10 protein-coding genes are annotated in these 13471 nt (G+C 73.1%); 6 read left to right on the plus strand and 4 right to left on the minus strand.

Annotated features, from left to right (window positions below; genetic code table 11):
• Nucleotides 1-137: 137 nt before the first annotated feature.
• From BJF83_RS16310 to BJF83_RS29375, 3 genes are all read right to left on the minus strand, one after another.
• Entirely contained in the window at nucleotides 138-2882 is a 2745-nt protein-coding gene (locus BJF83_RS16310) for a SpoIIE family protein phosphatase (RefSeq protein ID WP_262391605.1), read from the minus strand.
• A 242-nt stretch (nucleotides 2883-3124) separates the two neighbouring features.
• The gene (gene lon, locus BJF83_RS16315; protein ID WP_075926960.1) at nucleotides 3125-5566 is read right to left on the minus strand and encodes an endopeptidase La; all 2442 of its coding nucleotides are present in this window, start codon (nucleotides 5564-5566) and stop codon (nucleotides 3125-3127) included.
• Nucleotides 5567-5900: 334 nt separating this feature from the next.
• Entirely contained in the window at nucleotides 5901-6299 is a 399-nt protein-coding gene (locus BJF83_RS29375) for a helix-turn-helix domain-containing protein (protein WP_262391606.1), read from the minus strand.
• A gap of 366 nt (nucleotides 6300-6665) precedes the next feature.
• Between BJF83_RS29375 and BJF83_RS29380 the strand changes: the two genes are divergently transcribed.
• The 4 genes from BJF83_RS29380 to BJF83_RS16335 all read left to right on the plus strand — a co-directional run bounded on the left by BJF83_RS29380 (nucleotide 6666) and on the right by BJF83_RS16335 (nucleotide 11533).
• The gene (locus BJF83_RS29380; RefSeq protein ID WP_262391607.1) at nucleotides 6666-6863 is read left to right on the plus strand and encodes a hypothetical protein; all 198 of its coding nucleotides are present in this window, start codon (nucleotides 6666-6668) and stop codon (nucleotides 6861-6863) included.
• Nucleotides 6864-7052: 189 nt separating this feature from the next.
• A complete protein-coding gene (locus BJF83_RS16325) occupies nucleotides 7053-7949 on the plus strand; it encodes an alpha/beta hydrolase (protein ID WP_075926971.1) in 897 nt (298 codons plus the stop codon).
• Nucleotides 7950-8411: 462 nt separating this feature from the next.
• Nucleotides 8412-9821, plus strand: coding sequence for an ABC transporter ATP-binding protein (locus BJF83_RS16330; RefSeq protein ID WP_262391608.1), 1410 nt, complete (start codon nucleotides 8412-8414; stop codon nucleotides 9819-9821).
• A complete protein-coding gene (locus tag BJF83_RS16335; RefSeq protein WP_075926961.1) occupies nucleotides 9818-11533 on the plus strand; it encodes an ABC transporter ATP-binding protein in 1716 nt (571 codons plus the stop codon). The genes BJF83_RS16330 and BJF83_RS16335 overlap by 4 nt, the downstream gene beginning before the upstream one ends.
• A gap of 28 nt (nucleotides 11534-11561) precedes the next feature.
• On the opposite strand, the gene BJF83_RS16340 is transcribed toward BJF83_RS16335, so the two are convergent.
• Nucleotides 11562-11852, minus strand: coding sequence for a hypothetical protein (locus BJF83_RS16340; protein ID WP_158070382.1), 291 nt, complete (start codon nucleotides 11850-11852; stop codon nucleotides 11562-11564).
• A gap of 201 nt (nucleotides 11853-12053) precedes the next feature.
• Between BJF83_RS16340 and BJF83_RS16345 the strand changes: the two genes are divergently transcribed.
• Both BJF83_RS16345 and BJF83_RS16350 read left to right on the plus strand, forming a co-directional pair.
• Entirely contained in the window at nucleotides 12054-12596 is a 543-nt protein-coding gene (locus BJF83_RS16345; RefSeq protein ID WP_075926963.1) for a GNAT family N-acetyltransferase, read from the plus strand.
• Between the two features lie 214 nt (nucleotides 12597-12810).
• A complete protein-coding gene (locus BJF83_RS16350; RefSeq protein ID WP_075926964.1) occupies nucleotides 12811-13377 on the plus strand; it encodes a dihydrofolate reductase family protein in 567 nt (188 codons plus the stop codon).
• Nucleotides 13378-13471 lie beyond the last annotated feature (94 nt).

Consider the following 13471-nt stretch of genomic DNA (forward strand, 5'->3'; position numbering starts at 1 on the left):
AGCAGCGTGTTCGGGACCGTCGAGAGGGCGCTGTGCCCCGCTTGGCGACCACCCGGTCGTTGCCCGCCCCTCGCAGAGCCATCGGCGTGGATCGGCGCCGACGCCCGGTCCAGGAGGCCCTTCGGCCCGAGCCGCACTCAGAACAGGGCCGGGTCGTCGGGGACGACGAACGCGTCCAGTCGGCCGTTCGGCGACTGTTCGGCCCAGATGACCTTGCCTTCGGCGGTGTACCGGGTGCCCCAGCGTTCGGCGAGCTGGGCGACGAGGAACAGGCCGCGGCCGCCCTCGTCCATGCTGGCCGCGTACCGCAGGTGCGGGGCGGTGCTCGCGGCGTCGGAGACCTCGCAGATCAGGGAGCGGTCGTAGATCAGTCGGACCCGGATCGGGCCGCGGCCGTAGCGGATGGCGTTGGTGACCAGCTCGCTGAGGATCAGCTCGGTGACGAACACACTGTCGTCCAAGTCCCAAGCGGTCAGCTGCCGGGTGACGGCGGCACGGACGGGGGCGACGGCCGCGGGATCGACGGGCACGTCCCATTCGGCGATCCGGTCCGGGGGCAGCCTGCGGGTGCGCGCGACGAGCAGCGCGACATCGTCCTCCGGCCGGTCGGTCAGCAGCGCGCCGAACACGTCCCGACACGTCTCGTCCGGGGTCCGGCCGTGTGCGGCCGCCAGCGTCTGGCGCAGCCGGTCGAGCCCGGAGCCGATGTCCCGGTCGCGGTCCTCCAGTAGTCCATCGGTGTACAGGACCAGTTGGCTGCCCTCAGGCAGCAGCAGCTCATCGGCTTCGAAGGGCAGGCCGCCCAGGCCCAGGGGCGGCCCCGCGGGCAACTCGGGGAAGGTCACGGCGCCGTCGGGGTCGACCAGCGCGGGCAGGGGGTGGCCGGCACGCGCCAGGACGCAGCGCCCGGAGGTCGGGTCGTAGACGGCGTACAGACAGGTGGCCCCGACCAGGCCGTCGGCGCCGGAGCGCTCGGAGCCTCCGCCGGGCCCGGCGGACTCCTCCAGGTCGATGCGGATGACCAGCTCGTCGAGCCGCGCCAGGAGTTCGTCCGGCGGGAGGTCCAGACTCGCGAAGTTGTGGACGGCGGTGCGCAGGCGGCCCATGGTGGCGGCGGCGTGCATCCCGTGCCCGACGACGTCGCCGACGACCAGCGCCACGCGCGCGCCGGACAGCGGGATGACGTCGAACCAGTCCCCGCCCGCCCCTCCGGCGTGCGCGGGCAGGTAGCGGTGGGCGACCTCGAAGGCGTTCTGATCGGGCAGTTCCCGCGGGAGCAGGCTGCGTTGCAGCGTCACCGCCATGGTGTGCTCGCGGGTGTAGCGGCGGGCGTTGTCGATGCAGATCGCCGCGCGGGCCGCCAACTCCGCGGCGAGCGACAGGTCGTCGTCGTCGAAGGGGTCGGGCTTCTCCGAGCGGAGGAAGGTGACCGTTCCGAGCACGGTTCCCCGGGCGCGCAGCGGGACAGCGATGAGCGAGTGGATCCCGTACTCGACGACCCTGGCGGCGCGCCCGGGGTCCTGGGCCCGCCACGCGGGGGCGTCCGCCAGGTCGGGCACCAGCACCGGTTTCTCGCTGCCGACGCCCCTCGCCTGCGGACTGGACGGCACGAACTCGATCAGCTCTCCCACCGCGTAGAGCGGCGGGTCGTCCCGGACTCCGCGAAGAGCGATCCGACGCACCACGGTACGGTCGGGCCCCGGTTCCTCGCCGCGCAGCACGGGATCGGCCAGGTCGACGGCGATGAAGTCGGCGATCCGGGGGACGGCCACCCGGGCCAGCTCATCGGCCGTCCGCGCCACGTCGAGTGTGGTGCCGATGCCCGCTCCGGCGTCGTACAGCAGCGTGAGGCGTTTCCTGGCCAGTTCGGCCCGGTCGGACAGCACGCGCAGCTCCGTGGTGTCCCGAAGCGTCATGACAGTGCCGCCCGGCGCTCCCCGCAGCCGCGTGGTCCGCTGGTTGACGGCCAACAGGAGGTCCCCGGCGGGGTGCACCTCGTCGGTGGCGACGCGCCCGGACTCCAGCAGCGCGGTGATGGACACGGGAAGGCGGAGATCGTCGACGCGTCGGCCGATGGCGTCCGCGGGCAGTCCGAGCAACCGGTCCGCCTCGTCGTTGGAGAGCATCAGGCGACCGTCGCCGTCGGTGATCAGGACGCCTTCCTTGACGGAGTGCAGGACCGCGTCGTTGTGCTCGTACATCCTGGTCATCTCGGTCGGCCCCAACCCGTGCGTCTGGTGCCGCAGCCGGCGGCCGATCAGTGCCGCACCCGCCGTCGCCAGGACGAGCGCCGCCACCGCGCCGCCGATCAGGAGTGGCAACTGCTGTCCGGCGGTCGCACCGATCCTCTCCAGTGTCACGCCGGCGGCCACCAGGCCCACAACCTCGCCGTCCTCCGCGGTGACGGGGACCACGGCCCGCACGGAGGGGCCGAGGGTGCCGGTGTAGGTCTCGGTGACGATCCCCCCGGCGGCGGCGGGCGCGATGGTGCCGATGAAGGTCTCCCCGATGCGATCCGGGTTGGGGTGGGTGTAGCGGGTGCCCTCAGGCGTCATCACCACGATGAAGTCGACGTCCGCCCCCTCCCGCGCCTCCTCGGCGAGCGGCTGCAGCACCGCCGACGGATCGGCGGACGCCAGAGCCCGCACCATCCCGGGCGCATGCGCGAAGGTCTCGGCGACGGCCAGCGACCGGGCGCTCGCGCCCTGCTCGCTGTCGTACCGGCTCTGGAGCACCAGGGCCGCCGCCCCCATGGCGACCAGCACCACCACGACCAGCACCTGGAGGACGAACATCTGCCCGGCGACGCTGCGCACGCTCACCCGGTACCGGGGACTCCCGTCATTGCGGGTCCACAGGACGCGTGGAGGGAACTGCGGCATGACACATCGCCTCTACAGGATCGGACGCACCTCGTTTACCCGTCACCGCCAATATCCCCACCTGCCACCCGTCGCAGTACTCGCTTCCCGATCAACCTGCGTGCTGGTCTCCAGGGCCGCGGGTGCCGCCCGCCCGCTCAGCGCGTCCGGACGTGGAACGACGGCGCGCCACAAGGACCGGAAGCGGGCGCCGCCCCGTGAGCTCGGACCGCAGGCTCATGGGGCGGCGGGGTCGCACCGGATCAGGCCGCGGTGGCGCGAGGGTCGGATCCGGACCGTCCGTCGATGGCGGTGGAGGGGCGGGCGGGCTCCAGCGCCATCTCCAGCACCTGGCGCACGTCGCTGACCGCGTGCACGGTCAGCCGCCGCAGCACCTCCTTCGGAACGTCGTCCAGGTCGGGCTCGTTGCGCTCGGGGATCAGAACGGTGGTGATCCCCGCCCGGTGCGCCGCCAGCAGCTTCTGCTTGACGCCGCCGATCGGCAGCACCCGGCCGGTCAGCGAGACCTCGCCGGTCATCGCGACGTCGGCGCGGGCGGGCCGCCCGGACAGCAGGGAGGCCAGTGCCGTGGTCATGGTGATGCCCGCGCTCGGCCCGTCCTTGGGGACGGCGCCCGCCGGGACGTGCAGGTGGACGCCGCGCTCCTTGAGGTCGCCCACCGGCAGCTCCAGTTCCGCGCCCCTGGCCCGCAGGTAGGACAGGGCGATCTGCGCCGACTCGCTCATGACGTCGCCGAGCTGGCCGGTCAGCGTCAACCCGCCCGCCCCGGACTCGGGGTCGGCCAGCGACGCCTCCACGAACAGCACGTCTCCCCCGGCTCCGGTGACCGCCAGGCCGGTGGCCACACCCGGCACCGAGGTCCGGCTCGCCGACTCTGGCGTGTGCCTCGGCCGCCCGAGGTAACCGCGCAGGTCACCGGCGTCCACCCGAACCGGTGTGTCCCCCTCCCCCAGGGCCGCCGCCGAGGCGACCTTGCGCAGGATGCGGGCGATGGTCCGTTCCAGGCCGCGCACGCCCGCCTCGCGCGTGTACTCCGCGGCCAGCGACCGCAGCGCGTCCTCGCTGACCTCCACCTCCGGCTCGCCGTCCGCCGAGACCAGTCCGGCCCGCTCGACCTGCCTGCGCAGCAGGTGGTCGCGGGCGATCGCGACCTTCTCGTCCTCGGTGTAGCCGTCCAGCTCCACCAGCTCCATCCGGTCCAGCAGCGGGCCGGGGATCGTGTCCAGGGCGTTGGCGGTCGCCAGGAACACCACGTCCGACAGGTCGAGGTCGACCTCCAGGTAGTGGTCGCGGAACGTGTGGTTCTGCGCCGGGTCCAGCACCTCCAGCAGCGCCGCGGTGGGGTCGCCGCGGAAGTCGGAGCCGACCTTGTCGATCTCGTCCAGGAGCACCACCGGGTTCATCGACCCGGACTCCTTGACCGCCCGGACGATCCGCCCGGGGAGGGCGCCCACGTAGGTGCGGCGGTGGCCGCGGATCTCGGCCTCGTCCCGCACGCCGCCAAGCGCCACCCGGGTGAACCGGCGGCCCATGGCACGCGCGACGGACTGGCCCAACGAGGTCTTTCCGACCCCCGGCGGCCCGACCAGGGCGAGCACGGCGCCGCTGCGGCGCCCGCCGATGACGCCCAGCCCCCGGTCGGCGCGGCGCCTGCGCACGGCCAGGTACTCGGTGATCCGGTCCTTGACGTCCGTCAGGCCGGTGTGGTCGGCGTCCAGGACCGCGCGGGCCCCGGCGATGTCGTAGGCGTCCTCGGTCCGCTCGTTCCACGGCATGTCCAGGACGGTGTCCAGCCAGGTGCGGATCCAGCCGGACTCGGGCGAGGAGTCGCCCGCCCGCTCCAGCTTGTCGACCTCGTCGAGCGCGGCCTTGCGCACGTGCTCGGGCAGGTCGGCCTCCTCCACCCGCGCCCGGTAGTCGTCCTCCTCGCTCCCGGGGCGTCCGTCGAGCTCGTTGAGCTCCTTGCGGATGGCCTCCAGCTGCCGCCGCAGCAGGAACTCGCGCTGCTGCCTGTCCACGCCCTCCTGGACGTCGCGGTCGATGCTCTCGGTGACGTCCAGCTCCGCGAGGTACTCACGGGTCCACTCGGTGAGCAGGTGCAGGCGGTCGAGGACGTCGTAGGTCTGCAGCAGTTCGAGCTTGCGCTCGGCGGTCAGGAACGGCGAGTAGCCGCCCCGGTCGGCGAGGCGGCTGGGGTCGGAGATCTGCTGCACGCCGTCCAGGACCTGCCAGGCGCCTCGCTTGTGCAGGTAGCTGGTGAGCAGCGACTTGTACTCGCGGGCCGCCTCCTGGACCTTGCCCGGGTAGTCGCCTTCCTGCTCGGTGTGCACGGTGGCCAGCACCCACAGGGCCGCGCCGGGACCGGTCGTGCCGCTGCCGACCCGCGCGCGGGCCGTGCCGCGCAGCACGGCGGCCGGGGTTCCCTCACGGGTGCGCCCGACCTGTTCGACGACGCCGACGGTTCCCACGGCGGCGTAGGAGCCGTCCACGCGCGGCACGATCAGGACCTCGGGGCCCTTCGCGGAGCCACGGTGGCCGCCCGACCGCGCGACGGCCTGCGCCGCGTCGACGGCCGCGCGCACTTCGGGTTCGGTCATGTCGACGGGGACGACCATGCCCGGCAGGACGACGTCGTCGTCGAGGGGAAGCACCGGGAAGGTCACGTCGGCGGGAGTCTCGCTCATGAATCCTCCTAGTTGAGTCAAATAAGCTCAATAAAAAGGAGTCTGGTTATCTTCCCGATGTGGTGTTCGCCCTCAGCGATCAGCGATGGGGCGCACGCCGCCCGGTGGGTGCCTGGGCCACCATGACCGGCCGGAGCGCGAGGCGTGCGGCGTCCCGACCGCCGGGGTCAGGCCGGGGACAGGCGCGGGTCGTGGTCGACCGCCGAGAGCCTGATCGGACGGGAACCCGGGAGAGCGTGACCCGGCGGAGCCTCGCCAGGCCCCCGATGGCGCGGGCCCGCCGATCACGGACGCCTCCGACCCGCGTGGTCCGCCGCGGGCGCGGGCGGGCCGGTCAGCCGTCGAGCAACCGCCACGCGGTGAGGGCGAGTCGGGCCCGCGCCAGTCCGGCGGGCTCGGTGAGGTCGATGCCCATAGTCACGCCGATCTGCTCCAGTCGGCGGGCCACGCTGCTGTGGTGCAGGTGGAGCAGGTCGGCGGCCCGGCGCAGCGAACCGGTGGCGCAGTAGGCGTCCAGGGTCTCGACGCCCTCGGGGCCGTCGGCCACGCGGGCGATCGCGGCCACGTCGGCGTTGTCCCGCACGGCGTCCGGGGGGACATGGGCGAGCAGGGCCAGCGCCCCCAGATCCTCGAAGCGGGCGACAGGAGTGCGCGCCGTGGTGAAGCGCAGGGCGGTGCGCGCCTCCCGCCATGCCTGGTGGGGGATCTCGGCCGCGCCGATGCCCGCGCGCACCTCCGCCGGAAGCCCGGTCGGATCGATGGTGGGGGCCAGGACGACGCCGACGTCGGCGAGTGGCGCCGCCTTGACCGGGCGCCCGGGACAGAGCAGGGCGCGACCCGGTCCAGCGGCAGGTGCGACCGTACCGCGACGACACGGACCGGCGGGCCGGCGGCGAAGCCCAGGAGCCGAAGCGCCCGCGCTCGGGCCGCCTCGTCGCTGGCGGAGCTGACGACCAGTTCCACGAGGGCGGGGTCGGCCATGGTGGTGTGGGCCGGGCCGTACCGCTCGACGGCCGCCGCGACGGCAATGGCGAGCCGGTCCAGCAGCACGTCGTCGAGGGTGTTGGGCGGGCCGGGGCGTTCCAGCCACACCGTGCCGATGTCCTCCTCGTCGAGGGTGACCGCCGACGTGGAGGACGCGGAGGACGGCGGAGGCGACACCCGCCCTCCGTCGGGCGAGAAGCGGAACTCCTGTCCCGTGCCGTGCAACCGAATCCCGGCCACGCATTCGGCCAAACCCGCCGAGGCGCGGGCGAGTGCCGACAGATCCGCCCGTCTGCGCATCAGCGTGTCGTAGAACGCGACGACGCGGATCGCGCCCTGCACGTGCGAGTCCAGGTGCGACAACCGTGCGGCCAGTGCCTCCATGGCAGGAGGATAGAGCCCGCCGGGGCGGGGCGAGGCCGCCGATCGGCGCGTGATCCGGGCGAAATGACCGACGAACGTCGGATGACCTCGCTGGACGGCCACCGTGAGGATGGTCGGCATGGACCCCGAACTGGAAGCGTTCGTCCCGCTCCTCCCCCGTCTCAACCTGACCGACCCCGTCGCCGCGCGCGAGGCCTTCACCGCGTTGGCCGCCGAACGACCGGCGCCGGACCCGGCGGACATGGAGATCGAGGACCGCACCGTGCCCGCCGACCCGGACGTGGCGGTGCGGATCTACCGCCCGCGCCGGGCCCACGGCGCCGTCATCTGGCTGCACGGCGGCGCCTGGGTCGTCGGCGACCTGGACACCGAGCACGCGTGGGCCGCGCGGGTCGCCGACCTGTCCGGAGCGGTCGTAGTCTCCGTGGACTACCGCCTCTCCCCCGAACACCGGTTTCCGGCCGCCCTGGACGACGTCTACGCCGTGCTGACCTGGACGGCCGACCACGCGGCCGAGCTCGGCGTGGACCCGGGACGTGTCGCGGTCGGCGGGCACAGCGCCGGCGCGAACCTCGCGGCCGCGGTGGCGCTGCGGGCACGTGACCAGCAGGGGCCGCCGATCCGCTTCCAACTGCTCAACGAGCCCTCGCTCGACGACCGCCAGGAGACCTGGTCGCAGCGGCACTTCACCGACACACCCTGGTCGACCCGCGACCACGTCGCCGCGGCCTGGCAGCACTACCTGGGCTCCGCGCCCGCCACGGCGTACGCCGCTCCCGCGCGGGCCACCGACCTGTCCGGCCTGCCGCCCGCCTACGTCGCCGCCGCGGAACTGTGCCCCAACCGCGACGAGGACGTCGCCTACGCGCTGCGCCTGCTCCAGGCGGGCGTGTCGGTCGACCTGCGCCAGTGGTCCGGGACCTTCCACGGGTCACAGGCGATTCTGTCGGCCGACGTGTCCCAGCGGCAGATCGCCGAACTCGGCGACGCCCTGCGACGTGGCCTGGCCGGGTGAGGCGACCGTGTCCGGTCACGAGGAGACTGACGGAGGGGGAACGACGATGACCGCCACCGACCTAGCCGGTGCGGGGGAAGGGTCCACGCCGCCATCGGACGCCGACGAGCCGGTGGCCCGGGGCGCGGCCCGGCTGCTCCGCCCCCACCTGCGAAGCTTCGTCGGCGTGGTCCTGTTCCAGGTCCTGGGCGCCGTCGCGGGCCTGGCGCCGCTGCTGGCGGTCGTCGAGCTGGGCCGCGCCCTTGTGGCGCCCGGCCCGCCCGACCACGGCCACGTCTGGTTCGCCGTGACCGCGGGCGCGGTCGGATTGGCGCTGCGGCTGCTGTTCACGGCCGCGTCGTCGGGGATCGGGCACGTCCTCGACGGCCGGGTGCAGCTGTCGTTGCGCCGGCACCTGGCCGAGCGGCTGGGGCGGGCGCGATCGGCTGGCTCTCCCGGCGCCGGACCGGGGAGCTGGCCACGGTGGTGGGCGAGGACGTCAGCGCCGTACACCCCGTCATCGCGCACACCCCCGGCGAACTGGTCTCCGCGTTCGTCGTCCCGCTGGTGTCGCTGGTCTACCTGTTCACCGTCGACTGGCGGCTCACGTTGATCACGCTGGCACCGATGGCGCTGGCGTTCGCGCTGGTCCCGTTGATGATGACTCCGACGCGGCTGCGCGAACAGGAGGAGTCCGACGCCGCGATGGGGCGGATCTCGAATTCGGTCGTCGAGTTCGTCCAGGGCATCGCGGTGGTCAAGGCCTTCAGCGGCTCCGGTAGCGCCCACCGCGCGTTCCTGGCGGCCGTGGACGACTTCGTCGGCTCGTTCCAGCGGATGGTGCGCGGGCTGTCCGGGGTCGCGGCGGGGATGCAGGTGGCGGTGTCACCGCCCTTCGTGCTACTGGTCGTGCTGACCGGAGGCGCGGCCCTGATCACCGGCGGCGGCATGGCCCCGGTCGACCTGCTGCCCTTCCTGTTGCTCGGCCTGGGGTTGACCGCACCGGTGGCCGCGCTCGGCCACGGGTTCGACGACCTGCAGGCCGCCCGGCGCGCGATCGGCCGGATCAGGGACGTGCTCGACGTGCCTCCGCTGCCGGAGCCGGCCCGCCCGGTCGCGCCTCGGGGGCACCGGCTGGAGCTGCGCGGCGTCCGTTTCGGTTACGACACCGATCGCGAGGTACTGCGCGGGATCGACCTGGTGCTCGAACCGGGGACGGTGACCGCGGTCGTCGGCCCGTCGGGCGGCGGCAAGTCCACGCTGGTCCAGCTGCTGCCGAGGTTCTTCGACCCCACGCACGGGTCGGTCATCCTGGGCGGCGTCGACCTGCGCGAGATCGACGCCCGCGACCTCCACCGAACCGTCTCCTTCGTCTTCCAGGACGTGCGCCTGCTGCGCGCGTCGGTCGCGGACAACATCGCGTTGGCGGTGCCGCACGCCGACCCCGAGGCCGTGGTCCGCGCCGCCCGCCTGGCGCGCATCCACGACCGGATCCTCGAACTGCCGCGCGGATACGCCACGGTGATCGGCGAGGAGTCGGAGCTGTCGGGCGGCGAGGCGCAGCGGATCTCGATCGCACGCGCGCTGCTGGCCGACACCCCGGTCCTCGTGCTCGACGAGGCGACCGCCTTCGCCGACCCGCGGACCGAACAGGCGGTGCGTCGGGCGCTGACAGCGTCGCGGGCCGAGCGCACGATCCTGGTCATCGCCCACCGCCCGGAGACGGTCGCCGACGCCGACACCGTCGTGATGCTGGAGAACGGGTCGATCGTCGATCGCGGAGAGCCCGCCGCGCTGCTGGCGGGGAACGGGAGGTTCGCCGAGTTCTGGCGGTCCCACCGGTCCGCGACCGCCGTCCGGACCCAGGTACCCCGAGGAGACGAGCCCCGATGATCCGACTGCTGCTGCGCGTGCTGGGACGCGAGTTCGCTGGGCCGGTGCGCCGTACCGTGGCCCTGATGACGGCGACCGCCGTCGTCGAGGGGTTGTCGTACGCACTGCTGGTCCCCGTCCTGCGGGCCCTGTTCGGGAGCACGCCCGGGGACGCCCTGCCCTGGTTGGTCGCGTTCGGGGCCGCGGTCGCGCTCCACGCGGTGCTGCGCTACGTCAGCGACGTGTCGGGCTTCCGCGCCGGGGCCGCGCTGTTGCACGGCATGTACCACCGGCTCGGCGGGCATCTGGCCCGGCTGCCCGTCGGCTGGTACGGCGCGGGCCGGATCGGTGAGGTGTCCGTCCTGGCGAGCCGCGGCGTCCTGCGGGCGATGGGCGTGATCGCGCACCTGCTGTCACCGCTGGTCTCCGCCTCCGTCACTCCCCTGACGATCGTCGTCGTGATGCTCGCCTACGACTGGCGCCTGGGGTCGGCCGCGCTGGCGGCCGCCCCGGTCGTGGCGGCGATCCAGGTCCGGACGGGACGCTCGCTGGCCGCCGCCGACGAGGACCGCGCCGAACGCGACCACGAGTCCACCGCGCGCGTCATCGAATACCTCCGGGCCCAGCCGGTGCTGCGCGTCGGCGGCCGGACCGCCGAACGCCTGGGGTCGCTGGACGACGCGCTGCGCGAACTCCAGCGATCGTCCCGCCGTTCCACGCTGTCCGTGCTGCCCGGCGTCCTCGGTCTGGCGCTCACGGTGCAGGCGGTGTTCACCGTCCTGCTGGTGCTGGGCGCCTACCTCGCGCTCGGCGGGAACGCCGGCGCGGCGGAGGTCCTGGCGATCCTCGTGCTGGCCGCCCGCTGCACGGATCCGCTGCTGTCGCTGTCGGACGTGGGCGGGCAGCTCCGTGTCGCACGCTCGGAGTTGGAGCGGCTCGACGGGGTCCTGCGGGCCGAGCCGCTGCCCGAGACCGACTCACCGGTCCAACCGAGCGGCCATGACCTGGAGTTCGGCTCCGTCGTCTTCCGGCACGGCGACCGCACGGTGATCGACGGGGTGTCGTTGTCCGTGCCGGAGGGTCGGCGGCTCGCCGTGGTCGGACCGTCGGGGGCGGGCAAGAGCACACTGCTCCAACTGGTCGCGCGGTTTCACGACGTGGCCGCGGGCTCGGTGCGCGTCGGAGGCGTGGACGTGCGCGAGATCGGCACGCAGGAGTTGACGGAGCGGATCGCCATCGTCTTCCAGGACGTATACCTGTTCGACGGCACGATCGAGGAGAACGTGCGTCTGGGCCGCCCCGACGCCGGCGAGAACGAGGTGCGGGCGGCGGCGACCGCGGCCCGGCTGGACGAGGTCGTCGAGCGCCTGCCCGGCGGGTGGGAGGCCACGGTGGGCGAGGGCGGCGCGCTGTTGTCGGGAGGCGAGCGCCAGCGCCTCTCGATCGCGCGGGCGCTGTTGAAGGACGCGCCGATCGTACTCCTGGACGAGGTGACCTCCGCGTTGGACCCGGTGAACGAGGCGGCCGTCCACGACGGTGTCGAGCGCCTCATGGCGGGCCGGACGGTGGTGACGGTGGCGCACCGGATGCGGGCCGTCCGACGCGCCGATCGCGTGGTCTTCCTGGACGGCGGACGGATCGTGGAGGAGGGGACCCACGACGAGCTGGTGGAACGCGGTGGCCGCTACGCCGAGTTCTGGACGCTGTCCCTGGCGTCCGAGGGGAGCGCGTGAGCCGAGGGACGGTCCGCCCCGCGGACGATCACCGCCGACGGACCAGCGGGCCGCCCAAGCCGAGCGTCCCGGCGGCAACGGTCGGCGCGGCCACGACCCACACCGAGGTGAGCCGTTCCCGACGGGCGACGGCGCACTGATCCGTCGTCCAGGAGGTGAGCCGTTCGTTGTCGAACAGCGGATCGCTCGGGTGGAGCAGCGACGGGACCACGGGGCGGCAGGGACTGGGTTCGTGCGAGCCCAGGTGGTGGCGGGTCGGTGTCATCAGCGGCACGAGCACGCCGATCAGCCCGACGGCCGCGATCACCAGGCCCGCCACCGCCGCGGGGCGGGGGCATCCGATCGGTCCGTCGACGGCGTCGGCACTCGCCTCGTCCTTGCCACGGCGGCCGAGGCTGGACGGTCCCGATGAGCCGACCGGCTGCCGCCGGGCCCAGGAGGCGGGCCCCCGAGCCCTCACCCTGAGATCCGGACCGAAACCCGTTTGCCGTCGGCCGGCCCGGTCGGATAGGTAACACCCATGCTACGAGGCGGCGAGGTCGGGCTCAGGGCCCGGCACGATGACGACATCCCGATCCTGCGGACCGAACTCTACGACGACGCGGTCACCCACTCGCGGTCCCAGAGTGGGCCGTGGCGGCCGATCACTCCCGGTTCGAAGGACTCGCCGCTCACGGTGGACGACACGGATCAGAGCAACGTCCCGTTCTCCGTGGTGGAGCTGGACGGCGGCACACTCGTCGGCGCCGCGGTGCTGTGGGGCATCGACAGCCACAACCGGTCCGCGCACATCGGCCTGGGGCTGCGGCCCTGCGCGAGGGGCAGAGGCTATGGCACCGACGTGGTCGCGGTGCTGTGCCACTACGGTTTCGTCGTGCGCGGCCTGCAGCGGCTGCAGATCGAGACGCTGTCGGACAACGCCGCGATGCTGCGCTCGGCCGAACGCAACGGCTTCGTGCGCGAGGGCGTGCTGCGCTCCTCGGCCTGGGTCCTGGGCGGGTTCATGGACGAGGTGGTGCTCGGGCTCCTGGCTCGGGACTGGAATCCGGACTCCCCCCGCTGAACCGCCGACCGGACGGGGCGGCGCCGCCCCGTCCGGGCCGTGGGTCCCGGCCTCCCCGCCGGCGGCGACGGGACCCCTGGGCGGTGAGGCGCGGTGCGGCGGGCGCACCGCCTTCGATCGGCTTCGAAGATTCTTCGTGGGGGTGTCGATCGTGGGCGGCCCCGTTCGACCAATGGGTGAAGGCAGCACACTGAAGCAACTGAGGAGATCGAAAATGCGCCCTCTGATCGTCACCGCGTTCGTGTCCGTCGACGGAGTGATGGAGGCCCCCGGCGGCGAGTCCGGGTACCGCAACTCCGGTTGGACGTTCAAGAGCGTCGAGATGGACCCGGCGGCCTACGAGATCAAGATTCGCGAGCAGGAGGAGGCCACGGCGGTGCTCATGGGCCGTCGCAGCTACGAGGCGTTCGCGCCGGTCTGGCCGACGATGACGGAGGAGTTCGCCGGATACAACGCCATGCCCCGGTACGTGGTCTCCACGACGCTGACCGAGGAGGACCAGCGCTGGCCCGCCACGATCCTGGGGTCGATCGACGCTGTCGCGGACCTGAAGAAGACCGAGGGCGGCCCGATCGCCGTCCACGGCAGCGCCACCCTGGGCAGGGCCCTCGCCGACGCCGGACTGGTCGACCGCTACCACCTGCTGGTGTTCCCGGTTCTGCTCGGCGCGGGCAAGCGGCTGTTCAGCGAGACCGACAAGGCCGCACAGAAGCTGAGGATCGTCGAGCACGAGGTGTACTCGAACGGCGTCCAGAAGCAGATCCTCGACGTCGTCCACTAGGTCCTGTCTGGAGTTTGGATCACGAGTTCGGGAGATCGCCTGCGGGCCGGGCCCGGCTTTGATAGAGCAATAGTCATGGCACGAGGCGATCTCA

The sequence above is a fragment of the Nocardiopsis sp. CNR-923 genome (assembly GCF_001942255.1).
Taxonomy (GTDB): domain Bacteria; phylum Actinomycetota; class Actinomycetes; order Streptosporangiales; family Streptosporangiaceae; genus Nocardiopsis.